Annotated in this window: 24 protein-coding genes; 9 read left to right on the top strand and 15 right to left on the bottom strand. The window is 37.1% G+C overall.

Annotation, left to right across the window (positions count from 1 at the left end):
* Positions 1-18 precede the first annotated feature (18 nt).
* A complete protein-coding gene (locus ACQKOF_RS16415; protein ID WP_427559188.1) occupies positions 19-765 on the bottom strand; it encodes an alpha/beta hydrolase in 747 nt (248 codons plus the stop codon).
* 390 nt (positions 766-1,155) lie between these two features.
* Positions 1,156-1,383, bottom strand: coding sequence for a preprotein translocase subunit SecG (gene secG, locus ACQKOF_RS16410; protein ID WP_427559185.1), 228 nt, complete (start codon positions 1,381-1,383; stop codon positions 1,156-1,158).
* A 337-nt stretch (positions 1,384-1,720) separates the two neighbouring features.
* On the opposite strand from secG, the gene ACQKOF_RS16405 reads away from it, so the two are divergent.
* The 7 genes from ACQKOF_RS16405 to dltD all read left to right on the top strand — a co-directional run bounded on the left by ACQKOF_RS16405 (position 1,721) and on the right by dltD (position 9,905).
* Positions 1,721-2,965: a transglutaminase domain-containing protein gene (locus ACQKOF_RS16405; RefSeq protein WP_427559182.1), complete on the top strand. Its 1,245-nt coding sequence runs from the start codon at positions 1,721-1,723 to the stop codon at positions 2,963-2,965.
* 327 nt (positions 2,966-3,292) lie between these two features.
* The gene (locus tag ACQKOF_RS16400; protein ID WP_427559179.1) at positions 3,293-4,933 is read left to right on the top strand and encodes an alkaline phosphatase; all 1,641 of its coding nucleotides are present in this window, start codon (positions 3,293-3,295) and stop codon (positions 4,931-4,933) included.
* A 716-nt stretch (positions 4,934-5,649) separates the two neighbouring features.
* The gene (locus tag ACQKOF_RS16395) at positions 5,650-5,787 is read left to right on the top strand and encodes a teichoic acid D-Ala incorporation-associated protein DltX (RefSeq protein ID WP_370042601.1); all 138 of its coding nucleotides are present in this window, start codon (positions 5,650-5,652) and stop codon (positions 5,785-5,787) included.
* Positions 5,788-5,805: 18 nt separating this feature from the next.
* Complete coding sequence (gene dltA, locus ACQKOF_RS16390) at positions 5,806-7,278, top strand: D-alanine--poly(phosphoribitol) ligase subunit DltA (RefSeq protein WP_427559177.1); 1,473 nt, start codon at positions 5,806-5,808, stop codon at positions 7,276-7,278.
* Positions 7,275-8,438, top strand: a complete 1,164-nt coding sequence (gene dltB, locus ACQKOF_RS16385; protein WP_427559174.1) for a D-alanyl-lipoteichoic acid biosynthesis protein DltB — start codon at positions 7,275-7,277, stop codon at positions 8,436-8,438. Before dltA ends, dltB begins: the two co-directional genes overlap by 4 nt.
* A gap of 61 nt (positions 8,439-8,499) precedes the next feature.
* Positions 8,500-8,733, top strand: a complete 234-nt coding sequence (gene dltC, locus ACQKOF_RS16380) for a D-alanine--poly(phosphoribitol) ligase subunit 2 (protein WP_427415690.1) — start codon at positions 8,500-8,502, stop codon at positions 8,731-8,733.
* Positions 8,730-9,905 (top strand): D-alanyl-lipoteichoic acid biosynthesis protein DltD, encoded by a 1,176-nt coding sequence (gene dltD, locus ACQKOF_RS16375; RefSeq protein ID WP_427559171.1) that lies wholly within the window; start codon positions 8,730-8,732, stop codon positions 9,903-9,905. The genes dltC and dltD overlap by 4 nt, the downstream gene beginning before the upstream one ends.
* A 520-nt stretch (positions 9,906-10,425) precedes the next feature.
* Here dltD and ACQKOF_RS16370 read toward each other — a convergent pair.
* The 9 genes from ACQKOF_RS16370 to ACQKOF_RS16330 all read right to left on the bottom strand — a co-directional run bounded on the left by ACQKOF_RS16370 (position 10,426) and on the right by ACQKOF_RS16330 (position 19,941).
* On the bottom strand, positions 10,426-10,953 hold the full coding sequence (locus tag ACQKOF_RS16370) for a DinB family protein (protein ID WP_427559168.1): 528 nt from the start codon (positions 10,951-10,953) through the stop codon (positions 10,426-10,428).
* A 78-nt stretch (positions 10,954-11,031) separates the two neighbouring features.
* Entirely contained in the window at positions 11,032-11,448 is a 417-nt protein-coding gene (locus ACQKOF_RS16365) for an N-acetyltransferase family protein (protein WP_427559165.1), read from the bottom strand.
* Positions 11,449-11,467: 19 nt separating this feature from the next.
* A complete protein-coding gene (locus ACQKOF_RS16360) occupies positions 11,468-11,989 on the bottom strand; it encodes a GNAT family N-acetyltransferase (protein ID WP_427559164.1) in 522 nt (173 codons plus the stop codon).
* A 464-nt stretch (positions 11,990-12,453) separates the two neighbouring features.
* Positions 12,454-13,746, bottom strand: coding sequence for a phosphopyruvate hydratase (gene eno / locus ACQKOF_RS16355; protein WP_427559161.1), 1,293 nt, complete (start codon positions 13,744-13,746; stop codon positions 12,454-12,456).
* Positions 13,747-13,748: 2 nt separating this feature from the next.
* The gene (gpmI, locus tag ACQKOF_RS16350; RefSeq protein WP_427559158.1) at positions 13,749-15,290 is read right to left on the bottom strand and encodes a 2,3-bisphosphoglycerate-independent phosphoglycerate mutase; all 1,542 of its coding nucleotides are present in this window, start codon (positions 15,288-15,290) and stop codon (positions 13,749-13,751) included.
* Entirely contained in the window at positions 15,283-16,044 is a 762-nt protein-coding gene (tpiA, locus tag ACQKOF_RS16345; protein ID WP_134026196.1) for a triose-phosphate isomerase, read from the bottom strand. The genes gpmI and tpiA overlap by 8 nt, the downstream gene beginning before the upstream one ends.
* A 37-nt stretch (positions 16,045-16,081) precedes the next feature.
* Entirely contained in the window at positions 16,082-17,266 is a 1,185-nt protein-coding gene (locus ACQKOF_RS16340) for a phosphoglycerate kinase (RefSeq protein WP_427559154.1), read from the bottom strand.
* A gap of 500 nt (positions 17,267-17,766) precedes the next feature.
* On the bottom strand, positions 17,767-18,783 hold the full coding sequence (gene gap, locus ACQKOF_RS16335; RefSeq protein ID WP_427559151.1) for a type I glyceraldehyde-3-phosphate dehydrogenase: 1,017 nt from the start codon (positions 18,781-18,783) through the stop codon (positions 17,767-17,769).
* 129 nt (positions 18,784-18,912) lie between these two features.
* Positions 18,913-19,941: a sugar-binding transcriptional regulator gene (locus ACQKOF_RS16330; protein ID WP_427559149.1), complete on the bottom strand. Its 1,029-nt coding sequence runs from the start codon at positions 19,939-19,941 to the stop codon at positions 18,913-18,915.
* A gap of 322 nt (positions 19,942-20,263) precedes the next feature.
* Between ACQKOF_RS16330 and ACQKOF_RS16325 the strand changes: the two genes are divergently transcribed.
* Positions 20,264-20,470, top strand: coding sequence for a transcription initiation factor TFIIIB (locus tag ACQKOF_RS16325; RefSeq protein WP_427559146.1), 207 nt, complete (start codon positions 20,264-20,266; stop codon positions 20,468-20,470).
* A 450-nt stretch (positions 20,471-20,920) separates the two neighbouring features.
* On the opposite strand, the gene ACQKOF_RS16320 is transcribed toward ACQKOF_RS16325, so the two are convergent.
* The 4 genes from ACQKOF_RS16320 to ACQKOF_RS16305 all read right to left on the bottom strand — a co-directional run bounded on the left by ACQKOF_RS16320 (position 20,921) and on the right by ACQKOF_RS16305 (position 23,301).
* On the bottom strand, positions 20,921-21,043 hold the full coding sequence (locus ACQKOF_RS16320) for a hypothetical protein (RefSeq protein ID WP_255350026.1): 123 nt from the start codon (positions 21,041-21,043) through the stop codon (positions 20,921-20,923).
* A gap of 412 nt (positions 21,044-21,455) precedes the next feature.
* Positions 21,456-22,064: an FMN-binding negative transcriptional regulator gene (locus tag ACQKOF_RS16315; protein ID WP_427559143.1), complete on the bottom strand. Its 609-nt coding sequence runs from the start codon at positions 22,062-22,064 to the stop codon at positions 21,456-21,458.
* A 17-nt stretch (positions 22,065-22,081) separates the two neighbouring features.
* Entirely contained in the window at positions 22,082-22,318 is a 237-nt protein-coding gene (locus ACQKOF_RS16310; RefSeq protein WP_400726801.1) for a glutaredoxin family protein, read from the bottom strand.
* A 77-nt stretch (positions 22,319-22,395) separates the two neighbouring features.
* Positions 22,396-23,301 (bottom strand): DMT family transporter, encoded by a 906-nt coding sequence (locus ACQKOF_RS16305; protein WP_427559140.1) that lies wholly within the window; start codon positions 23,299-23,301, stop codon positions 22,396-22,398.
* A 131-nt stretch (positions 23,302-23,432) separates the two neighbouring features.
* Here ACQKOF_RS16305 and ACQKOF_RS16300 point away from each other — a divergent pair, with 131 nt between their 5' ends.
* Positions 23,433-24,809, top strand: coding sequence for a PLP-dependent aminotransferase family protein (locus ACQKOF_RS16300; RefSeq protein WP_427559137.1), 1,377 nt, complete (start codon positions 23,433-23,435; stop codon positions 24,807-24,809).
* The last annotated feature ends 45 nt before the right edge of the window (positions 24,810-24,854 follow it).

The following is a 24,854-nucleotide window of genomic DNA, read 5'->3' as shown; positions in this document are numbered from 1 at the left end:
AGAAAATCCTAATATGTTTTATTGTGCCCAATTTAGGCTTTCTAAAAAGCGATAAATATCTTCATGTAACTGATCTTTTTCTTGATCTAATGTAATAACATGCTTTGAGTTTTCATACCACTTGATCTGTTTTTCAAGTGACTCAGTTTGATTATATATAATGTTGGCAGATTCTGTCTCAATTACCTCATCATTTGTCGCTTGTACGACAAAAATCGGTGCATAAATCATGTCAATTTCCTGACGTGTCCGAGCAATAAATTCTCGCAACTCTTGGAGAGATGGCATGCCCTTTTCAGCAATTAACGCAACCTCAGCTTCAATTTGCTCTTCGTCTTTACCTTGGAACTTTTTATAGTCCCTCGCATATTTTAGTACACCTTGAAACATAACATCCGTTGTACGCATCGTCATTGGGGCACACATTGTCACTATACCTTTAACTGGGTTATTCAGCGCAACGTTTAAAGCCATCACACCACCCAATGACAAGCCAGCAACCGCAATTTCCTCATAGCCTGCATCCTGCAGCTGTTTGTACGCGGCAACGACATCCTGCCACCAATCAGCAGGACCTGTTGTAATGAGTTCCTCCGGTTCCACACCGTGACCTTTATAATGAGGTGCTAATGTAGTATACCCTTTTTTCTCTAAATATCTACCAAGCATTCGCACATCCGCCGAGCTTCCCGTAAATCCATGCAATAATAAAACTGCTCTTGGTCCTGCTTGAAAGAAAAAAGGCTGTGATAACGATTTTTTCATTGCGAGCTCTCCTTCATCCAAATACATACTATAACCATTATAGCCATACTGAAGCTTCCTCAAAAGCTTGGGCGATTGTTACTCTTTTTATGAGGTTTTATCGGTTAATTTGATGGTTTTTTTTGGAATTTCGATAGTCTTTCTGGCTTTTGAGGATTTTTTCCGGCACTTTGAGGATTCTATCCATTATTTCGGCTCTTCTATCCACGACTTTGAGGAATCTATCCACCATTTGGGCTCTTCTATCCACCACTTTAGCTTTTCCATCCGTCATTTTGTGATTCGCGGGTATTCGCTTCGCTTCCGCGGGTATTCATTTTGCTGAACTAACAATGTAACCATAAAAGAAAACGCCCAACCAGTAAAGGTCAGGCGATATATCTTCAACTATTAGATTTTTGTAATAGCGAGTGCTAAAATAAAGAATAATATTGCTAACACAATTGTTGCACGGTGAAGGATTAGATCCATACCGCGTGCTTTTTGCTTTCCAAATAGTTGTTCAGCTCCACCCGAGATGGCACCTGACAAGCCTGCACTTTTACTAGATTGAAGTAATACTACAACGATCAACGCTATTGCAACGATAACTAATGAAACTAATACTATTGTATGCATTCACTGCACCTCCCGAACTTCGAACATCACAACATATCATATTATAACAAAAAAAGGTTCTCTTGACAAACTGAGATTAATAAATGCCCTCAATATCCCTCTATCGGTTAGTTTTTCTAATAAATCAGCATACCACCTTGCTACCAATTTATCCTATAATAGTTAAAAACATAGTCGTCACTAAGATTTTAAAACATAGACCATTCATATTAGTTGATTGGAGTGGAGGGACGACTCCTAGGGGATTAGCAGCTCATCGGACGCCCCCCAGGAAAGCACGGAAATCACCCCCACGTTTTAGTGATGCGCCAAAAATGTAATTATAATGGGAGGAATTATGAAAAAGAGTATATTGCTGATTTTTTTGCTTATTATTTTAAGCATGCTTACCGCTTGCTCAGCTGTTATCAAGGCCATCGAAGTAGCATTACCAGAGGAACCTGAATCCAGAGAAGAGGCCTCTATGGACCACAAGGAGCCTACTAGTAAAGCACAATCAGTTGAGTTTTCTGCGGAAGATCTTTTTTCAACGACATTATTCAAGGAAGATCCCGCTTTGCTACAATTTTCAAGAAAAGTTGAAAAGCATATAGCAGAATTTGACTCAAACTTTACAGTAATGTATAGAGGCAAATTAGATTGGGATACTTTTGAAAAACAACTAAATAATATTTATAACATAATTAATTTCGTTAATCCTTATACAGCAGGATATATCGATGATTTTAACGGAGAAGTATGGGAAGAAGATAATGGTTACTTGGTAGAATTTGATTTTACATATTTAACAGATGCCAAGAAGGAAAAGAAAGTTGATACTTATGTTCAGGAATTTGCAAATAAGTTTATTACAAATGACATGGATGATTTTCATCGTGCTAAAGCCGTTAATGACTTTGTCGTACAACTAGCCACTTATTCTGATGAAGATGCGTTAGAAGGACAATCCGTTTATGAATTAATCAGTAAAAAAACTGGCGTTTGTCAAGCTTATGCACTATTAGCCTATCGTTTATTTTTGGAGGCTGGTCTTGATGCTAAATATGTATATGGCTATAGCGATAATCAGCTTCATGCATGGAATTTAGTTAATGTTAATGGTGATTGGTATCATGTTGATACGACTTGGAATGATGTCAATCCTGATGAACCTTATGCTATTGCCTACGCATATTTTTTAGTGAATGACGAGAAACTAAGTGAAGATCATATATGGGCACATGAAAACTATTTTGCAGCTACGAACAATGCGTACGATTTTATGCATGATATGTGGTACGCAGATACTGTTGGTAACGTTATTTATTATAATAGCATTACCGATAACATGGTATACGCCTATGACTTAGCAACAAAACAAAATAGACAAGTTACGGAAACATCCTGTTATTACCTGGCGGCAGTTGACGATGTGATTTATTGCAGTGATTATGATAATGCCGGCTTTTTAACAAAGATATTTATAAACGATGGCTCAGAAGAAGTGTTATTAGAGGAAGAGGTTCAAAACTTGTTCATTGATGATAAAGGGGTTTTATTATACGAAACCATTGACGGTGAAAAACATTCACAAAATTTATAGCCAATTCAAGAATCTGCAAGCTTCCATCAATCAATGGATAGTAAGCAGATTCTATTTTCCCCTTCAGTAGCTCATCACCAAAATGCGGGGTTGATTTCCGTTCCGACTTGGCGCTTTCCTGGGGGCGACCGATGAGCCGCTTCGCTCCAAGGTCTCATCTATGACTGATCCCCAAGGAGTCGCCCAGTCTTCACACTCCAATTACCTAACTATCCGTGATTAATCCTATCTTTAACAATATCCCTACAATCTTATAACAATTAATTCATCGTAGCTTTACACCCTTCCTTTACACTTACTTGTGAATAAACCAAAAGGAGGAAAATTATGAAACACTCAAAAAAATGGAGTTCATTGTTTTTAGCAAGTGCAATTGCTTTATCGTCGATTAGTATCGCTCAACCGCAAGTACAAGCAGCTCAAGTAAAGAAGCCAACAAATGTGATTATGCTCGTGATGGATGGTAGTAGTAATAATGCCGTTACACTTTCCCGTTGGTATAAAGGTGAAGGCTTAGCGATGGATGAAATTTTATCAGGGGCAGTGCGTACATACTCTGCCGATTCAGCCATTACAGATTCAGCTCCTGCCGCTACTGCGTTAGCAACTGGCCATAAATCAAATGATAAATTTGTGGGTGTGCTACCGTCCGTTATTAATTCACCAGGGCTAGAGCAAATTGCCAAAGAAGATGCTTATAGACCTGTAGCTAATGTTTTAGAAGGGGCTAAACAACAGGGCAAGGCAACCGGATTAATTTCTACTTCGGAAATTCAGCATGCTACACCAGCTGGCTTTTCTGCACATGTGAATAATAGAAGCCAGTATGATAACATCGCTGAGCAGCAAGTTTATCAAAACATTGATGTCGTATTAGGTGGCGGCTTAGAGTCTCTGGCACCAGGCACATCTAAAAATGCTCGTAAAGATGGCGAGAATCTAGTGGATGTCCTAAAAGAAAAAAATTATGACATCGTGAAAACTCGTGATGAGCTCCTAAATAGTAAATCGCCAAAAATTTGGGGAAGTTTTGCTCCAGGTGCCCTTGCCTACGATTTAGATCGTTCCAAAACAAAAGCATCTGAGCCAACTCTCGCTGAGATGACAAGTAAAGCTATTGATACGCTGAAAAAGGATGAAGATGGCTTCTTCTTATTTGTAGAAGGCAGTAAAGTGGATTGGGCGGCTCATGCCAATGACACAATTGGTATTATTAGCGATATTTTATCGTTTGATGCTGCAGTCAAAGAAGCTGTTGATTTTGCAAAAGAAGATGGCAATACAATGGTCATTGCTGTTACAGACCATGGCAATAGCGGTATTACGATGGGGAATGCCAACACGACAAGTACTTATCCCAACACACCTGTATCTGCCTATATCGATCCACTAAAGAAAGCTAAAATGACAATTGAAGGTGCACTAAGCCAATTAAAAGAAGATAAATCAAATATCGTTGAAGTCGCTGCACTTTATGGATTAGATGATTTATCTGCGGACGAGCTTACAACATTACGATTAGCTAAAGATACGGGAGAAGAAATGGTAAAAATGCTAGCCGACCGTGCCAATATTGGCTATACAACTGGTGGACATACTGGTGAGGATGTATTCTTATACTCGTTCGGACCGTCAAAAATTACAGGTCTTGTAGAAAACACGGATTTAGCACATGCGATGGCACAGTTTATGGGCTTCGATTTAAATAAGCTGACAGATGATTTATATATCCCAGCAACAAAAGCATTCACTGAAAAAGGCTACACATCTAAAATTGACTTAACTGATAAAGAGAACCCTAAATTTATTGCACAAAAAAAGGATGTAACCGTTACAATCCCAATTAATAAGAACATTTTAATATACGAACAAGACAAAACAGCAAAAACGCATACGTTTGACACAATCAATGTCTACAATGGGACTGAATTTTACGTTTCCAAAAAAGTTTTAAATGCTCTTAATTAAAATAAAACTTTAATCAGCGGGGATTTTCTTACCCCCACTGATTATTAATCTTCACCAATCGGGCTTTTACGGACAGTTAATCTCCCACCTACTTTGGGATTCTATATCGGGATAAAAATAAGGGTGCTATCATAAGTTGGGATGATTAACTTGATGGTGGCGCTTTTCTTTTTGCTCAAATATGTCTTTGCAACAGTGCAACAGTCCTCAAAAGATTACCGATTTCATCATCTGCTTAATACGGCTTCCATTTTGTTTATCCCCTCTTTGCATCTCATCATAGTTTATACCGATATTTTCCATCGAATTTACTTGGATTTTACTTTCATTTATTATGCTTAATGTTAATAGCATTCATTGTTTCGAATGTCCTATTACGAGATTTAAGGATTTTTTAAGTACACATGAAACGGAAAAACAGCGATAATAAAGATGATCATAAGTTTAGTAAAATTCAAGTTGAGGTGAAATAAAATCATTTTCTTACCTTTATATTAGTCATATTTTTCAAAACCTTAATTTTACCTTAAATTAATCTTATGATTTTATGAATATATAGGAGTTGAGCAACATTTTTCTCTACAATCCGTCAAAACAGTGTTAAAAATTAAATTAAAGTAAAAAAAAATTATTTGAAAAAACTTGAAAATATGTCTATTTATTTAGTATATTTACAAGGTTATAATCTTTTTTCATTTTTAATTGGAGGTGGACCTATGCAATCCATTAAAAATAATGAGCTTTTACGTTTTATAGGCTTTACGTTATTTTATTTCATCATTTTGGTGCTCTTGTTTCTTATCCATGGCTTCCATGATATGAACGCAGGACCATTTATATATACGGAATTTTAAGAAAAGGAGATATAAACTATGTTAAGTATTTTAGAGGCTATTCAAAAAGTGGCACAACAGCATCCAGATCGAACTGCATATCAAACTAATAGTGATTCCTTAACGTATGGTGAGCTTTGGCATCTTTCTGATTGTGTAGCACAATATTTAATGGCTCTTGATTTAAAAAGACAACAACCTATCGTCGTCTACGGACATATGTCACCTTTACAAATCGTTGCTTTTTTAGGAGCTGTAAAAGCAGGTCATCCGTATGTACCGATTGACTCTTCTACACCGTCTGAAAGGTTACAGATTATTATAGAAGCTTCTCAGGCTTGTTTGCTACTTAAGACTGAAACATTAAGCTCGAACCAAGCAGTCCCTGTAGTGGAAGTAAGTGATTTAGTGGCTCAAACTACTAGCACTTCAACAGAGCCTTCAACTTGGGTTAAGGATCAAGAAATTCATTATATTATTTACACATCTGGTTCTACTGGTAAGCCAAAAGGTGTTCAAATTACAGCTGATAATTTAGCACATTTTGTTGCTTGGATGCATGAACATTTCCCTTTACAGGAGACTGGTGTGTTTCTAAATCAAGCGCCTTATTCCTTTGATTTATCTGTAATGGATTTATATCCTGCACTAGTTAGTGGGCAAACACTTTACGCTATTACGCAAGAGCAAATTGCTAATCCAAAAGCGTTATTTGAGTCATTAGCTTCATCTGGTATTCGCGTTTGGACTTCTACACCTTCCTTTGCGAAGATGTGTTTAATGAACAAGGAATGGGATCAGGCGTTAATGCCTTCTTTAAATACGTTTTTATTCTGCGGAGAGGTTTTACCAATATCCGTATCTAAAGAATTAATGCAGCGCTTCCCACAAGCATCTATCTTTAATTTATACGGTCCTACTGAAACAACCGTTGCCGTATCTTATGTAGAAGTAACAAAGGAGCTTTTGGAGCAATTTGACCAATTACCAATCGCTCCTCTATCTGAGCCTAATCTATCCTTGCAAGAAGATGGCGAGATTATTATTTCTGGACCGACTGTAAGTGCAGGTTATCTTGGGGCACCTGATTTAACACTTAAAGCGTTTCCTACAATAGGGGATCAACGTATTTATAAAACTGGGGACGTTGGTTATGAAAAAGATGGCTATCTGTTCTTTTCTGGACGAAAAGATTTTCAGGTGAAACTACACGGTTATCGTTTAGAAATCGAGGAAATTGAAAAGCAAATTGGCAATCTTCCAGCTGTTGCTAGCTGTGTTGTTATACCTATTTCAAAAGATGATGAAATTGTTTCACTAAGTGCGTTTGTTGTTCTACGAGAACCATTGACAGACTCTGCCTTCAAAATGACGAAGCAGCTTAAAGTATTGTTAGCGGAGTATTTACCATCTTATATGATTCCGAAAACGTTCAAATACATTGACACTTTACCTTTAAATACTAACGGTAAAGTTGATCGTAAAGGATTGGCGGTTATGGAAACAGTATGACGGCTTATGGAAATATATTTTTTTTCATCATCATTGGTATTTTATTATTGCCAACCATTATTTTAGGACTACGTGGGAAATCAGCTAAACGCTATAATATCTTTATTTCGATTGTCGTGTTAGCTCTTATCTTTGGTAACTCCCTTAATGGCTCAACTTCTCTTATCCTATTTACAGTATTTCAGTTACTATTAATTGTCGGTTACCAAAAATATCGCTTACAGAAGAATAGCACGTCCGTATTCGTAATTGCTGTACTGCTGTCTATTTTGCCACTTGTACTTGTGAAGGTTCTGCCTATGCTTGGCCTTAATAATTTATTTGGATTTTTAGGGGTATCCTATATTACCTTTAAATCGGTACAAATGATTTTAGAAACACGTGATGGCTTAATTAAGGATAAAATTTCAGTAGTTGAGCTTGCTTATTTCTTACTGTTCTTCCCAACAATAACTTCTGGACCTATTGATCGTTGGAGACGCTTTTATAAAGATTTGCACACTGTGCCATCTAGTCAAGACTATCAAAAACTACTGTTAAGTGGGATCAATTGTATATTTGTAGGCTTTTTATATAAATTTATTTTGGCTTATTTAATATACAATTACACACTTATTTATTTACCAAATCAAACTTATAACTATTTGACACCTTTTCAAGGGCAAATAGCGTATATGTATATGTATAGTTTTTATCTATTTTTCGATTTTGCAGGTTATAGTGCTTTTGCAGTTGGTGTCAGTCGCATTATGGGTGTTCAAACGCCAATTAACTTTAACCGTCCATTCTCGAGTCGTAATATTAAAGACTTCTGGAACCGTTGGCATATGAGTCTTTCATTCTGGTTCAGGGATTATGTTTATATGCGCTTCGTACTTTGGATGACTAAGAAAAAATGGATTAAAAACAAATATACAGTTTCTTATCTTGGCTTCTTTTTACTGTTCTTCTTAATGGGTATTTGGCATGGATTAGAATTGCACTTTGTTGTCTACGGTCTCTACCATGCCTTGTTAATTATCTGCTTCGATAAATTTGAACGTTGGAATAAGAAGCGTAAGATTTGGCCGAAAAATAAATGGACTCATGCAATCGGCGTATTTATTACTTTTAATGCCATTTGCTTTGGTTTCTATATTTTTTCAGGAACATTATTTTAATTAATGGCTCTGTTCATATTTTTATGATAACGCAGCCTAAACAATAAAGGAGATTTATAATATGGATAAACAACAAGTTTTAGAAATGCTAGTAGAATTATGCGAGGACGATATCATTTTAGAAAATCCAGATATTGATTTATTTGAAGAAGGACTTCTTGATTCATTCGGTACCATTAATTTATTAGTGGAAATTGAAAACCGTTTTAATATTTCAGTGCCAATTACTGATTTCAACCGTGAGGAATGGAACACGCCAAATCGTATTGTAGCGGAATTAGCTGAAAGACAATGATTAAGAAAGGCTTTCTATCATTATTAATTGCTTTTGCTCTTTTTGCTGCCTTGATATTCTTCCCTAATTCCTGGATAAAAGCTTGGATTTCAGATGAAGATGTAGAGCAGGCAAAGACTAGTATGTCTCCGTTAGTGTTCCAAGGGATGTATTTCCAGGAGCGGATGTTGCAGGAGCCTAATACAATGCCTTTATACGGCTCCTCAGAATTAAATCGTTTTGATCCTTTCCACCCATATAATTATGCTCGAGCTACAAATGCTCCGTATACGACATTTATGGTCGGCCGTGGTGGAATGCAGTCTATTACACACTTTTTAAATTTTGCCGCACAAGAAAAGAATTTAAAGGACAAAAAAATTGTTTTCATCATTTCCCCTCAATGGTTTACGAAAAAGGGAATGGATGAATTACACTTCTCTCCTAACTATTCGATGTTGCATGCTTATGATTTAGCATATAGTAAGGACATTGACGAAGATCTTCGAAATCGAGGAATGAAACGCCTGCTTGAATTTGATACTGTCAATCGCGATGACCTGCTAAAAACAATTTATGAATATAAATTATCAGGTGGTAAGGAAAAACCAATCATCGGGCGACTTGCAATGATGGCCGGCCATGTCCAAAAGGCACTTTTAGAGAAAAAAGATTTGTTTTACTCGCTATTCCCTCGAGAGGGGAGTAAGTTAAAGAACAATGACAAACTAGTTGTGAACCAAACATTTGAGCAACAACTACAAAATGCCGAAAAATATGGCGAAAAACGTGTTTCCAATGATTTAATGATTGAAAACAAGTTTTATAAGCGACTTAAAAATTCTAATCTTGATAGGTTTAAAGGATTCCGAAAAAACGAAGATTATACGTCTTCACCTGAATATGAGGATTTACAGCTTGTCATTGATATTTTAAAAGATGCTGGTGCAAAGCCACTATTTGTCTCTATTCCAGTAAATGGTCATTGGTATGACTACACTGAATATCCTGAGGATCGTCGTGAAAAATATTACGAAAAAATGAACCAGATATTGACTGATAATGGTGTTCCATTTGTTGATTTCTCAGGCCATGACTATGATCCTTATTTCATTATGGATACGATTCATATTGCATGGAAGGGCTGGGTTTATCTAGATCAAGAGCTAGACAAATATTGGGCACAGAAATAATCGTTTAATGAACGTAGAGACAGTCTAAAGTGTTAATCACTAAAGGCTGTCTCTTTTTTTATGTAGATTATCTTCGAGGGTAATTAATCATCGCTACAATTTCTCGTCACAACCCTTCCTAAATGATTAAGAAAGGGTTATTCTTGTATGAAATCATCTAAATTTTGGTTCATCAGCGAAAGTTGGGATGATATTTTATTAAACGCATATCATGTAGAAAAGTTGATTGGAGTGGAGACTGGGCGATTCCTTGGGGATTAGCGTCACAGATGAGACCCTGGCGCGAGCAAACAGGGTAACGAAGGCAAAAAGCATCACGTCCTGTGATAATGCCTTCGTAACCAACATCGTGTTTGCCCAAGCGGCTCATCGGACGCCCCCAGGAAACTTTGCTCTGCGCGAAAGCGTAGCGTCAGCAACAAATGTTTTATCTGTGCGAAAGCGTAGCGTCAGCAACAAAGCGCCAGTCGGAACGGAAATCAACCACACATTATAGGATGAATCCTAAATTCTCCATCCCTCAATTCTTTTTTAATATTCCTAAGTATTCACTCCACGGTCCAGCATCTGTTGTATATCGATTAGCCATTACTCGAACAATTTGAGCAATATGAGTTAAGTCATGAACAACCCACGTAGAAAGCAATTCCCTTACTTTTACTACACCAAAATCAGGATGGTACCCTTTCAATTCTAAATGTAATTCAGGCTTAAGTAGGGACTGAAGCTTGTTTATATTTAAAGCTCTAATCTCTTTAAATTCCAATAATGCTTGTTTAATAGAATCTTCATTCTCTTTGTGTAAATGAGCGTATCGATCAAAGGGAGGAAATGCTTTACCTTCCCCTTCTTTAAGAATGAATTCTAATCGTGGCATCCAGTTGTTCTTCTCCCCCTCAATCAGATGGTCTATCACTTCATGAGCATTCCATGTTCCTTCACCTTCATTGCATTGTAGCCACCCATCTGATAATCCAATCAAAAAATACTCCAACGTTTGCGGTGTACGCTCCAGAATTTCAATAGCTTCCTTCATATTAAAATTCATGCTACTGCACCCCTTCTTCGTTACAAATGAACTCGAAGCCCCTCTTGTTTAAGGCTATTTCAAGACCTTCTTAATCCGTTATTCATATATCATAACCCAATATTTTTCCTTTTCTCCTTCTTCATTTACCTTCTTCCAACCATTCTTCTCATAAAATTTCAACGCTTTATGATTTTCGGATACACATTTTAATCTTAACGGTTTGTTCATTTTTTTAATGGAGGCATTTAGCAAGTGACCCCCTACACCTTTACCTAAGAAACTTGGATGAATAAATAAATTATGAATGAAGTTATCTGGCAAGTATAATGAAACAAATCCAAGTAATTGATTATCCTCTTCCGCTACAATTACATGCTCTCCTATTGTATCTTTATCAAAATCGTCTAAAGTCATTTCTTCTAAAGCCGCCCAATGGAAATTTTTACGCCGTGATTCCAGATAGATTATTCTTAATTCTGGGTAATCTAATTCATTCGCTTCTCTAATATTCACATTCTCACCTTTGCTTTCATCATAATTTTAAGTGATTATTAAATGAAAAAAGTCTAAGTTCTTCAGCATCATTGGAAAATTGGACTAATCTATCAAACTTCAAGCCTATTTTTTCGAGTAACTTAGCTGAAGCTTCATTATCTTGAGTTGTGATAGCCACAATACGATTTAGTCCTAGTGTCTCTAGACCATATGCCAATGTCGCTGAGGCTGCTTCATAGGCGTATCCTTTTCCCCAATACTTAGGAAGAAAAGCGAATCCAATATCCACATCTTCTAGCGACTCTCTTTTAACTAAACCGCAAATTCCAACCGGAGTTTGATCTTCTTTTCTTTCAACTAAATATAGACAAAAGCCAAATTGCTCATACATGCGAGTTGGTCTATTTTCTATATATTCACATGCATCCTCTACTGTTCTCAATCCGCGATCACCGATGAACTGCAACCACGAAGGATCATTCATTAACTCAAGGATAAAACCCGCATCATCTGTTGTTTGTAAGCGAAGGGTAAGTCGTTCTGTTTCAAAAATTTTCATCGTAATTCTCCTTTCAATATTGTATTCTCCATTTCCTAAGCTTTTTCCTCTATATGTACTTTACCCTCAAAAAATCGGCAAAATTCCATCTACCGAAAGTAGTGTTAGTGGATGGTATTCTGCATTTGGAGATGAAACCGTAAAATTAAAATTAAATGAAACTTATGTATTAGGTGTCTACAGAGAATCAAAAGGAAACTCTTTACGAACATATGACTTGCAGGACGAGAATGAAGTAAAGAAAATGATAGATGATGTCCATCTTGTGTATTTATTAAAATTAAAAATTCATAGGTGAAACTTTAATCATCGTGGGGATTTTATCCTACCTGAGCGGTTCTCTCGGGGACCCGAGCATTTTGCCTAAAGCTGCCCCTCAAAAACCCACCCAAGCAACAAAAAAATCGCCTCAAAAGTATTTGCATACCTTTGAGGCGATATTACTGAAGCTACTTAGTAATAGCTTATTTTAAGTTATAGAATGAATTTAAACCAAGATACTCAGCTGTTGAACCAAGTTGATCTTCAATGCGAAGAAGTTGGTTGTATTTAGCTACACGGTCTGTACGTGATGGAGCACCTGTTTTAATTTGACCAGCGTTTGTAGCAACTGCGATATCAGCAATTGTTGCATCCTCAGATTCACCAGAACGGTGAGAGATAACTGCTGTGTAACCAGCGCGTTTTGCCATTTCGATCGCTTCAAATGTTTCTGTTAACGTACCGATTTGGTTTACTTTGATAAGGATTGCATTGCCAACTCCTTGCTCAATACCAGCTGTTAATTTTTTCGTATTTGTTACAAATAGATCGTCACCTACTAATTGTACGCGAGCACCAATACGATCTGTTAATAATTTGTGTCCAGCCCAGTCGTTTTCGTCTAAGCCATCTTCAATTGAGATGATTGGGTATTTATTTGTTAGCTCTTCGTACCAGTCAACCATTTCTTCAGAAGTTTTGACAACACCCTCACCGTCTAAGTGATATTTGCCATCTTCTTTATTGAATAATTCAGATGAAGCAACGTCCATTGCAAGTTTTACTTCTTCACCTGGTTTATAGCCAGCTTTTTCGATTGCTTCTAAAATTACAGTAATGGCTTCTTCGTTAGAACCAAGGTTTGGTGCGAAACCACCTTCGTCACCTACAGCTGTATTATAGCCTTTAGCTTTAAGTACTGCTTTTAAGTTGTGGAAGATTTCAGCACCCATACGTAATGCATGACGGAATGATTCTGCTCCTACAGGCATTACCATGAATTCTTGAATGTCTACGTTGTTGTCAGCGTGAGCGCCACCATTTATGATGTTCATCATTGGTACTGGTAGTTGTTTTGAATTAAATCCACCAAGATATTGATAAAGAGGTACATCTAAGTAATCTGCCGCAGCATGTGCAACTGCCATTGATACACCTAGAATGGCGTTGGCACCCAGTTTACCTTTGTTTTCTGTGCCATCTAGCTCGATTAAAGTTTTGTCGATGACAACTTGATCAAGAACTGAGTAGTTACCTTCTAGCTCTTGAGCAATAATTGTGTTTACATTTTCAACTGCTTTTAATACACCTTTGCCTAGGTAACGAGATTTGTCACCGTCGCGTAATTCTACTGCCTCATATTCACCTGTAGATGCACCTGATGGTACGATTGAGCGTCCAAAAGCGCCTGATTCTGTAAATACTTCAACTTCTACCGTTGGATTCCCACGTGAGTCTAAAACTTCGCGCGCATAAATTTGTGTAATAAATGGCATAATTAATTCTCCTCTTTTTCAATTAATGATAGACCTGTCATTTCAGAAGGTTGTGACACCTGTAATAATTCTAACATGGTTGGCGCCAAATCGGCTAAAATGCCACCATTTCTTAACAATAAATTCGATTTTGTCACAATTACTGGAACAGGGTTTGTTGTATGAGCTGTCATCGGGTTTCCTTCTAAAGTAAGAACTTCATCAGAGTTACCATGGTCAGCTGTAATAATAGCCGCGCCACCTTTTGCAAGGATGGCATCTACTACTTTACCAAGACATTCATCGACTGTTTCAATGGCCTTAATTGTTGGCTCTAACATTCCGCTATGCCCAACCATATCAGGGTTAGCATAATTCAGAATAATGCCATCAAATTTATCGGCCGCAATCTCTGCAAGCAATGCTTCTGTTACCTCATAGGCACTCATTTCAGGTTGTAAATCGTATGTTGCAACCTTTGGAGATGCAATTAAAATACGCTCTTCCCCTTCAAATTTCTCCTCACGACCACCACTCATAAAGAATGTAACATGTGGATACTTTTCTGTTTCTGCAATACGAAGCTGTGTTTTGCCATTAGAAGCTAACACTTCACCAATTGTATTTTTTAAGTTGTCGTTTGCGTACGCAACTTGAGCATTTACTTCATCACTGTAATGTGTGAATGACACAAATTTTAAATTCTTTGGATGGTTAGCTGATAAAGCAAAGCCATCAAATTCACTATTTGTAAACACTTTAGATAGTTGAATTGCACGGTCAGGGCGGAAGTTGAAGAAAATAACTGCGTCATTATCGTCAATTGTTGCCACTGCTTCTCCATGCTCTTGAACACTAAATGGAATAACAAACTCATCTGTTACATCACGCTCATATGATTCAGCAACACCACTTGCTGCGCTGACAGCTGTTTGACCAATACCATCTACTAGTACATTGTAAGTAAGTGCTACACGATCCCAGCGTTTATCACGATCCATTGCATAATAACGACCATGAATAGAAGCGAATTGACCTACGCCAATGTCCTTCATTTGTTTTTCAGTTTCTTCAATATAGCCTAAAGCTGTTGACGGTCCAACATCACGGCCATCTAAGAAACCATGTACAAAGACTTTATCTAAGCCTTGTTGTTTTGCAAGCTTTAAAAGTGCAAACATATGCTCATAATGGCTATGTACGCCACCATCTGATAGTAAACCCATGATATGAAGCTTAGATTGATGAGCCTTAGCATGTGCTATTGCATCCAAAAATGCTTTATTCGTAAAGAAATCTCCTTCACGAATAGATTTGTTTAAGCGTGTTAAGCTTTGATAGACAATACGTCCAGCACCGATATTTAAATGCCCAACTTCAGAGTTCCCCATTTGACCATCAGGTAACCCCACCGCTTCACCTGCTGCAATTAATGTTGAGTGCGGGAACTCATTCCATAAACGATCGAAATTAGGTTTGTTTGCTTGGGCTACTGCATTTCCAAAAGTTTCGTCGCGAAATGCAAAGCCATCTAGAATAATTAATGCTACTGGCTTTTTAGGCATTTGCTGCCGCCTCCAATAATTTTAAATATGATTCTGGTTGTAAACTTGCTCCACCAACTAAAGCGCCATCGATATGTTCTTTTGATAATAGTTCCTGAATGTTCTCAGGTTTTACGCTACCGCCGTATTGAATACGTACAGCATTGGCTGTTTCAGCATTATATAATTCCTTCACTACTGCACGAATTGCTCCACATACTTGGTTAGCATCTTCTGCTGTAGCTGTTTTACCTGTACCGATTGCCCAAATAGGTTCATAGGCGATCACCATATGCTCCACTTCTTGTGCTCCAAATCCAGCAAGTGCTGCTGTAATTTGATGAGCAACCTTTTGCTCAGTAGTCCCCGCTTCACGTTCCTCAAGCGTTTCTCCACAGCAAATAATTGGTACGATATTATGCGCTAGTGCTGCAGCAACCTTTTTATTGATCGCTTCATCTGTTTCATTATAATATTCACGTCGTTCAGAGTGCCCTAAAATAACATAGTCTACTTCCACGCTTGCTAGCTGAGCTGGACTAATTTCTCCAGTGAATGCACCTTCGTTTTCATAATGCATCGTTTGTGCACCAATTGCTAGCTCAGATTCACTAGCAACTTGCACAAGCGTAGGTAGGTAAAGTGCTGGTGCACAAACAACAGCGTCTACTTTATCATTTGAAGGAAGTTTGTCCTGTACCGCATCAACAAACTGGATAGCCTCTTCAAATGTTTTATACATTTTCCAGTTACCTGCAATAATTGGTTTACGCATCGTTATTGCCTCCTATGTTTTTTTATTTTAAACAGTTTTACTTATCGTTTAATGCTACAATTCCAGGAAGCTCTTTCCCTTCCATTAATTCAAGTGATGCACCGCCACCTGTAGAAATATGGTCCATTTTATCGGCAACTTCAAATTTTTCTACTGCTGCTGCAGAATCCCCGCCACCAATAACTGTATAACCAGTTGTTGTCGCCATAGCGTCAGCTACAGTTTTTGTACCATTCGCAAATTTATCCATTTCAAAGACACCCATTGGTCCATTCCAAATGATTAATTTAGAATTTTTAATAACCTCTGCATAGTTAGCAGCTGTTTTCGGACCAATATCTAAGCCCATCCAATCCGCTGGAATAGCGTCTACATCTACAATATTAGTTTCTGCATCTTTTGAAAATTCATTTGCGACAACTGCATCAATTGGCATATGTAATTGCACGCCTTTTGCCTTTGCTTTTTCAATAAAGGATTTTGCTAAGTCGATTTTATCTTCCTCTAATAAAGATTTACCGATATCATAGCCTTGCGCTTTAATGAATGTGAATGATAAACCGCCGCCGATAATTAGGTGGTCCACTTTTTCTAATAAGCTTTCAATAACACCAATTTTGTCTTTTACTTTGGCACCACCGATAATGGCTGTAAATGGATGCTCTGGGTTAGATAATGCTTTACCTAGCACATCTAATTCCTTTTGCATAAGGAAACCAGATACTGCTGGTACATACTTTGCAATTCCTTCAGTTGACGCGTGTGCACGATGAGCTGCACCGAACGCATCATTGACATAAACGTCCGCTAATTTTGCAAATTGTTCTGCTAATGCTGGATCATTTTTCTCTTCACCAGCGTGGAAGCGAACATTTTCAAGAAGAATAATGTCACCATTTTGCATATTTGCAACAGCTTTTTCTACCTCTTGACCAATCGACTCATCTAATTTTGTAACAGGTTTACCCATTAATTCAGCTAAACGTACACCTACTGCAGTTAGGCGCATATCCTCTTTTACTTCACCCTTTGGACGACCTAGGTGAGAGGCTAAAATTACTTTGGCACCTTGTTCCACTAAATATTCAATTGTAGGAATTGCTGCTCGAATACGTGTTTCGTCAGTAATCGCACCATCTGCCATCGGTACATTAAAATCAACACGTACAAATACGCGCTTACCTTTTACATCAATATCTTTCATCGTCTTCTTATTTAACATGAAGAAACCCCCTTCAAAGTTTTTAATCGTGAAATTCCTGGATTCACCCATCTTGGCTCCTCACATCATTCACTTAACTGAATTAGATAAAAATAGTTGGTACATTCATCACATAGCGTTATTCTGTTTCAACAAACTTTTATCGTAATGTCATCCTAGCTTTCATCACCGGAAGTTTGGGTTTTAGACTCATTGGACGCCCCTAGAAAACCCTAGTCGGAACGGAAATCAATCCACGCTATAGTGAATTACCCTTTACTTGCTTTTATAGTAGCAAAAGTCACGTTCTATGTCTTGCAATTGCATAACCAGTCATAATGGATATCGCTTATTGCATGTATTCATCTTTTATTTCGTATAAAAAAGGAGTAAGGGTAAATTTCCCTTACTCCCATTACCCTTGTATATTATATCTTTAAGACATTATAAAGGCTATACTTTTTGTGCGTAAAAAGCGGTATTATGTCACACTTTTTACTTTAGTTTTCGAATTATGACACTTATTTAGTGTTTAATCCTTTTTCTGCGATATATAAAGCTAAGTCCATTAAACGAGTAGAGTAACCAATTTCGTTATCATACCATGCTAGAACTTTTACCATACTATTTTCTAATACCATTGTAGAAAGACCATCTACAGTTGAAGAGTTATGGTTACCATTGTAGTCAATTGAAACTAAAGGTAGTTCGTTGTATCCTAAAATGCCTTTAAGCTCGTTTTCTGAAGCTTCTTTTAATGCAGCATTAATGGATTCTTTTGTTACTTCTGATTTTAGCTCTACTACTAAGTCAACACATGAAACGTTTGGTGTTGGTACACGCATAGAGAAGCCATCTAATTTACCTTTTAATTGAGGTAATACTTTTGAAACTGCTACTGCTGCTCCTGTTGTTGTTGGAATCATTGACACTGCACCAGCACGTGCGCGACGTGGATCAGAGTGCGGGAAGTCAAGGATACGTTGATCGTTTGTATACGAGTGAATTGTCGTCATCATACCGCGCGCAATACCGAATTTTTCATCAAGTATTTTTGCAACTGGCGCTAGACAGTTCGTTGTACAAGAAGCGTTTGAAATAACATCATCTGTTTCAGGGTTGTAATCCTCATGGTTAACACCCATTACAAACGTTGGCATTTCGCCCTTCGCTGGAGCCGAAAGAATAGCTTTTTTAGCACCTGCTTGAATGTGCTTTCCTACTTCTTCCATTGAGCGGAATCTACCTGTACATTCAAGTACTACATCAACACCTAGTTCACCCCAAGGTAAATTAGCAGGATCTTTTTCTGCATATACTTTGATTTTTTTTCCATTTACTACGAAAGAATCACCGTCTGCATAAACATCAGCATCGTAGATACCGTGTACTGAATCATAAGTTAACAAGTGTGCAAGCTGACCTGCATCAGTTAGGTCATTTACTGCAACCACTTCGAATTCATCGTGCTTCATAGCTTCACGAAATACTAATCGTCCTATACGTCCAAATCCATTAATCGCTAATTTTAATGCCATTGTCAATTCCTCCAATATTGTTTAAATAATTAATTTTGCCTCGGACATTTATAATATCCACAATTGGCTTTATTCTCATTCAGAGAGTGTTATAGCACCTGCTGAAATACGAGTTACGTAGTTAATTTATTAAGAAGATAAACTTTCGGCGATAGCTTTTGCGGCTACCTCATCCGTTATAAAAATGGTTTGCTTTGGCGCTACCTTAAAGTACGATAGCATTGCCTTCACTTTTTGTTTTCCAGCAGCAACTGCAATGACCTGCTTACTTCTTCGAACTTGCTCAAACTGAATACCGATTGTTCGAATTCGATGTACAATTTCGCCTTCTGCATTGAAATAATAGCCAAATGCTTCACTAACTGCACCCTTTTCTTCGAGTATCCGTAAATCTTCAGGCGATGAATTACGACGAACAGCCATTTCCTCTGCCGAGCCAATACCATGAATGACACAATCTGCATGATCATAATAATTCATCATTTCAGTTACCATTGGCTCTGTCAGCATTGCTTGATAGGCCTGCTCACTTAAATGCTCCGGTAAAAACAAGGTGCGATACTGTGCATCCATCTGCATGGCAAATGTTGAGACAAGTGTATTGGCTTGCATTTGCATTTCATGTCCAATACCTCCACGAGCAGCAACAAATGTGATGTTGTGTGGATCAGCTGGATGTAAAAATTGCGCGAGTGATGCAACCGACTTCCCACCAGTAACAGCTACTATTTGACCATCAAAGCTTGTTGACATAAATTGATGTGCTGCCTCTTTTCCAAGCAATGTTAATATCGTATCGTCTTCATTGTAATCACCTGGAACAACAATTACATGCTGGAAGCCGAAATGGTTTTCCAATGATTTAGCTAGCTGTGTAAGACCTGACCATCCATAGACTAGTGCTCGTAGCTTATCAATAACTACTTCACCTTCGTCTGTACATACCATACCCGACTTTTGAGAATCTAATAACCCTTGCTCACGTAAAATATCTGTTTCTTTACGAATTTCTCGTTCAGTCATTTTAAGTGAATCTGCAAGTGTACGACGCCCAATTGGCTGCATAAGCTGAACTGTTTGCAAAATACGATATCTCGATTGTAGAAGCGGATACATTTCCGGAAGTAGCCTTTGCTGTGCCTCAGGTACAGATAACATATTTATCTACTCCCTTTTTAATAGTATCGGGTTATATTTCGTCCCACTATATAAAATTACGTCCCACTTACAATTTCATTATAATACGCTTTATAAATAATGTAAAGTAACAAAAAACTTGTTTAATTTACAATAAAGCCGTTTAAAATAATAAATTTGTTTAGTACGAGGAAGAATTATTTGAAGTGAAATGAAGCTCTCCATTATTCAATTATGGAAATGCTTAATAAACTGGAACCAATTTACAGTTCGTTCGTAATAATGGATAATAGGATATATCAGAAAAATAGTTGGCTCACATATATAGGGGGAGGGTTTCAAATTGAAGAATTCTACGAAAGTAACAGAATGTCCAAAATGTGGCGGGAAGGAATTGGGGAGAGGTAAACAAAGTGGATACGCGACTGTGTACCCGGATAATAAGATGAGTATAGGTTCAGCTGTTGAATTCATTATTTGCACAGAATGTGGATTTATAATCGAAAGCTTTGTAAAAAAGCCGGAGAAATTTAAGGGTACGATTTTTTGAGGAAATATTGTAAACAAAACTAAAAGGAATTTTTTTATTAAAACACTCTGGAATTAGCGTTCGTTGTATGTAGACACATAAAGGACTATTTATTTTATGTATAGTGGCCTAATTGTGAATACGCTAAAGTTTAAATTAGCTTTTTTTTGCAAAAGACAATTGCAAATAGAATGGATTAGGTGATTGGAGTGGAGGCTGGGCGACTCCTTGGGGATCAGCGTCACAGATGAGACCCTGGAGCGAGCAACGCGAGTGAAGCGGCTCATCGGACGCCCTCTGGAAGCTTTGCTCTGTGCGAAAGCGAAGCGTCAGCAACAAAGCGCCTAGCCGGAACGGAAATCAACCACACGTTATGCTGATGAGTCTGATAAATATAAATATCGTGTTTAGTTTCTAGTATTAATGAAAAACTCGTAGCCATGTCTAATTGGCTACGAGTTTTTAGTTAGCTTATTTTGTGTAAGATAAAATTGCGTTTTTCTTAAATCCGCACAGAGCTTTTGTTGCTTCATTTTTATTTGTGTATTCAAAAATACGAACGTCCTTTTTCTCAAATACTGTAATAACCCACATGGTGAATTCTCCCTTCAACTATACGTTTTTGTAATATAACAATCACTAAAAATGTGATGCAATTGATAAACTGTTTTATAACAATCTCTTACTGATTCCTATTCTACTCCGATTTTGTAAAAAATAAATCCTAATGTGAAGGTCTTCACAAACTGTTCAAATTCTAATCGCTTTCATTGAACAATTTGTGAATTGTGGTTATTACCGCTAAAGATTTGGGTAAAGTAACGTCCTGAGGCTTTAGGCCAACACGATGTTGGTCACTCAGTCGTTGCCACAGGACGTGGCGTTCTTAGACTGAGTTCCTCTATTTCAGCGGATGTTTGGACACCCACTGAAGAAGTTAAAAAATTCCGCCCCTTCTTCACTGCCACATACATAGCGAAAGAGATGCGAAATTTTTAAGATTAATTCATTTAATGTTTTTCTTCATTAAACGAGCGATTTGCTGCTCATTGGTATGTTCGATTTCTTCTAATTTTTGAATCACTAATTGCTGCCTTTCATTAGAATGATTCTGACTTAACTTCTTCTTACCTTCCATACTTAAGATTTTTAATTTAAAGCCCTGAACTCCTTTGTTTAGATTGCTTACAAGCTGCTCTTCTACCTGAGTTAGACTATATGTGCTAGTATGATGTTCATATTTTTTAATCATGTTGTTAAAGGAGTTCATTAATTCATCATCGTGCTCAATAAGCTCGATTTCTCCATAAACATGTACTGCTACATAATTCCATGTTGGGACAGCATGATTTGTTTCATACCATGAGGGAGATATGTAGCAATGTGGCCCATGAAATATTACTAAAACCTTTTGATTCTCAATATCCTTCCATTGAGGATTCCCTTTTGCAAAATGCCCAATTAAACAATCTTTTGTGTCATTCAACAATAACGGAAGATGTGTAGCAAAGGGCATTCCTTCATGAGTTGAAAAGAGTGTTGCAAAACTGTTCTCCTGAATCACTTCTATCATCTCGGAAATATCCTTCATTTTAAAAGCCGCTGGTATGTACATAAGCAGATCCCCCTTTGTTATTCGCTACACAAATGCTCCATAAGTGTTGCGTAATCCAAATTGCCGTATTGTATCACTTGCCCATCCTTTTCCACTACCGGAATCATTAACATATACTTTTCATGTATGCTCTCATCTTCTTCAATATTAATAATTTCAATATCGAAATCTATATCTTCCTGTACTAGCTTTAATGTATGCAGTCCCTCTACACAAAGTCCACAATTATCTCGACTAAAAAATTTCACGTTCAATTACTGCACCTCCCTTAAGAGCTATTATAAAACGAAACAGCTATTAATAAGCAAGATACTGTAATGACACCTTTTGTTTATTTTTTAATTGGTTCTGAATCTTTTTTAACAACATTGGTATTCTTGCCAATAATTACGGACGCCACAACAATGAAGGCTATTACAACAGTAAATAATGTAATTGGTTCATTGAGAAATAAAGCTGCAAAAATAATCATTAAAAATGGCTGTAAATATTGAATTTGGCTTACTCTTGAAATGCCTCCCATAGCCATTCCACCATACCAGGCTACATATGCTAAAAATTGACTCACAATAGCAAGATACAAAAAGCTAATCCAAGCTTTTAAAGGAGCATGCAACATCTCAGCTGATACGTTTAGTAACACTGGAATAATAAGAAAAGGAGTAGCAATTATAATTGCCCAAGCAATTACTTGCCAGCTTCCTAATTCTCGTGCTAGTACCCCTCCTTCGGCATAGCTAAGTCCGAGTATAATGACTGCTGCCAATAATGCTAAATCTGCAACATGTAATTGGCCCAGTCCAAGATACATAGCGTAAATCATTACTGCCAATGCCCCAACTATACTTGATATCCAAAATTTAATGGACGGAATTTCGCCTCCTCTTATCATTGCAAACCCCGCTGTAGCTAAAGGTAAAAGGGCTAACTCTACAGCTCCATGAGAAACTGGCAAACTTGTCATAGCCCAAGAGGTGAGCAAGGGGAATCCTAAAACTGCGCCTAAAGAGACAATAATTGAACTCTTTAATTGACGAGCAGTGGGCAGCTTTTCTTTTTTCACAACCAATACAAGAGCAACTAAAATTGAAGCTACTACCGCTCTTCCTAAGCCAACAATTGTAGTCCCGAAATATTCTACTGCTACACTTGTTGCAGGTAATGTTAAGCTGAAACAGATGACGCCCACTAAGCCTAATAATAACCCCATTTTTTCCTTCTTATTGTCCTGCACCATTACCAACCCCTTATATTTTTATACAAATTTGTACCATTTGTGCTGGTATAATAAATATTAAGAGGAACTACCGTAAAAATAAACGGAATTTTCCGGCATCTGTCCTGGTACAGAATAAAGGAGGCTTTGCATTGTATACAAAATATAATAAGGTTATTGATGAAATTAAAGATCAACTAGCACAGGGATTACTTATAGCAGGTAGTAAACTTCCTTCAATACGACAACTTTCTGAAAAATTCTCCTGCAGTAAAAACACAGTTGTTAAAGCATATGAAGAGCTAGAAAAAGAGCACTTAATTTTTTCTGTTCCCAAAAGCGGCTATTATGTTGTCAATGAATTTCAAAATCCAGACAGTAAAAATGATATTATTGACTTTTTGTCTGCTGGTCCAGATAAAGACATCATACCCTACATTGATTTTCAGCACTGTATCAATCAGGCCATTGATACTTATAAAGAAGAATTATTCACTTACACCGATCAACAAGGACTATACTCTTTACGACTTCAAATGATGAAGTATTTGCAAAGCTTACAAGTATTTACTGAACCCGAAAGATTATTTATTGTGTCTGGCTCTCAGCAGGCTCTTAATTTATTAGTTTCTATGCCATTTCCAAATGGGAAAAACAATATTTTAATTGAACAGCCTACTTATTTTGGTTTTATAGAGTCTGCCAATTTACAGCAAGTGACTACGTTCGGGATGGATTTATCTATGGATGGAATTGATTTCGATCGTCTAGAATATATATTTCGCAATAACGATATCAAGTTTTTCTATATTGTTCCGAGGTTTCAAAATCCACTTGGACATAGCTATACAAATAAAGAGAAAAAAAGAATTGTAGAATTAGCAGAAAAATACGATGTCTATATAGTTGAGGATGACTTTTTAGGGGATTTGGATCCAAATACTAAATCAGATCCATTATTCGCGTACAATCCTTCTGGCAGAGTTATTTATATTAAAAGTTTTTCTAAAGTTTTTCTACCTGGTTTAAGAGTTGCGTCTTTAGTTCTTCCAAAAATAATGACTAACAATTTTTTACGCTATAAATTTACTGCCGATTTTAATAGTTCGGTTCTTTCACAAGGAGCATTAGAAATTTATTTAAAAAGCGGAATGTTTAATAGCCATATTAAGAAAATAAAAGAGCTATATTATAGAAAAATGAAACATCTTCAGGAAGCTTGTGAGTTATTGCTGCCAAATAACACGCATTATACGAAACCCTCTTCAGGATTTTATCTTACTATCTCCCTGCCCGAGAAAGTGACTGCAAAGCAGATCGTCAATTTGTTAAAAGAGCAAAATGTCCTTGTGGATGATGCAGCTAGAATGTTCCTACCAGAATATAAAAAGGAAAATCTGATTCGATTAAGTATTTCTCAAGTGAATGAGCGTCAAATTCATGTTGGAGTAGAAAAGCTAGCCCGTTGTATCACATTAATTAACAATAAGAAAAATGATATATATCGAAATACTTTTCAGCTCTTATAACGGCTCTTCATCCAAATAAGTCTCGACTGTACAATCGGGAGTGGC

The sequence above is a fragment of the Lysinibacillus sp. NPDC093190 genome (assembly GCF_050280425.1).
In the GTDB taxonomy this organism is placed as follows: domain Bacteria; phylum Bacillota; class Bacilli; order Bacillales_A; family Planococcaceae; genus Lysinibacillus.
This window is presented reverse-complemented; position numbering and strand designations above follow the sequence as displayed.

What these genes read in the sequence shown, in the direction of transcription:
- ACQKOF_RS16415 (WP_427559188.1), bottom strand. Translation starts at nt 765, where the DNA reads ATGAAAAAATCGTTATCACAGCCTTTTTTCTTTCAAGCAGGACCAAGA.
- secG (WP_427559185.1), bottom strand. Translation starts at nt 1,383, where the DNA reads ATGCATACAATAGTATTAGTTTCATTAGTTATCGTTGCAATAGCGTTG.
- ACQKOF_RS16405 (WP_427559182.1), top strand. Translation starts at nt 1,721, where the DNA reads ATGAAAAAGAGTATATTGCTGATTTTTTTGCTTATTATTTTAAGCATG.
- ACQKOF_RS16400 (WP_427559179.1), top strand. Translation starts at nt 3,293, where the DNA reads ATGAAACACTCAAAAAAATGGAGTTCATTGTTTTTAGCAAGTGCAATT.
- ACQKOF_RS16395 (WP_370042601.1), top strand. Translation starts at nt 5,650, where the DNA reads ATGCAATCCATTAAAAATAATGAGCTTTTACGTTTTATAGGCTTTACG.
- dltA (WP_427559177.1), top strand. Translation starts at nt 5,806, where the DNA reads ATGTTAAGTATTTTAGAGGCTATTCAAAAAGTGGCACAACAGCATCCA.
- dltB (WP_427559174.1), top strand. Translation starts at nt 7,275, where the DNA reads ATGACGGCTTATGGAAATATATTTTTTTTCATCATCATTGGTATTTTA.
- dltC (WP_427415690.1), top strand. Translation starts at nt 8,500, where the DNA reads ATGGATAAACAACAAGTTTTAGAAATGCTAGTAGAATTATGCGAGGAC.
- dltD (WP_427559171.1), top strand. Translation starts at nt 8,730, where the DNA reads ATGATTAAGAAAGGCTTTCTATCATTATTAATTGCTTTTGCTCTTTTT.
- ACQKOF_RS16370 (WP_427559168.1), bottom strand. Translation starts at nt 10,953, where the DNA reads ATGAATTTTAATATGAAGGAAGCTATTGAAATTCTGGAGCGTACACCG.
- ACQKOF_RS16360 (WP_427559164.1), bottom strand. Translation starts at nt 11,989, where the DNA reads ATGAAAATTTTTGAAACAGAACGACTTACCCTTCGCTTACAAACAACA.
- eno (WP_427559161.1), bottom strand. Translation starts at nt 13,746, where the DNA reads ATGCCATTTATTACACAAATTTATGCGCGCGAAGTTTTAGACTCACGT.
- gpmI (WP_427559158.1), bottom strand. Translation starts at nt 15,290, where the DNA reads ATGCCTAAAAAGCCAGTAGCATTAATTATTCTAGATGGCTTTGCATTT.
- tpiA (WP_134026196.1), bottom strand. Translation starts at nt 16,044, where the DNA reads ATGCGTAAACCAATTATTGCAGGTAACTGGAAAATGTATAAAACATTT.
- ACQKOF_RS16340 (WP_427559154.1), bottom strand. Translation starts at nt 17,266, where the DNA reads ATGTTAAATAAGAAGACGATGAAAGATATTGATGTAAAAGGTAAGCGC.
- gap (WP_427559151.1), bottom strand. Translation starts at nt 18,783, where the DNA reads ATGGCATTAAAATTAGCGATTAATGGATTTGGACGTATAGGACGATTA.
- ACQKOF_RS16330 (WP_427559149.1), bottom strand. Translation starts at nt 19,941, where the DNA reads ATGTTATCTGTACCTGAGGCACAGCAAAGGCTACTTCCGGAAATGTAT.
- ACQKOF_RS16320 (WP_255350026.1), bottom strand. Translation starts at nt 21,043, where the DNA reads ATGTGGGTTATTACAGTATTTGAGAAAAAGGACGTTCGTATTTTTGAA.
- ACQKOF_RS16315 (WP_427559143.1), bottom strand. Translation starts at nt 22,064, where the DNA reads ATGTACATACCAGCGGCTTTTAAAATGAAGGATATTTCCGAGATGATA.
- ACQKOF_RS16305 (WP_427559140.1), bottom strand. Translation starts at nt 23,301, where the DNA reads ATGGTGCAGGACAATAAGAAGGAAAAAATGGGGTTATTATTAGGCTTA.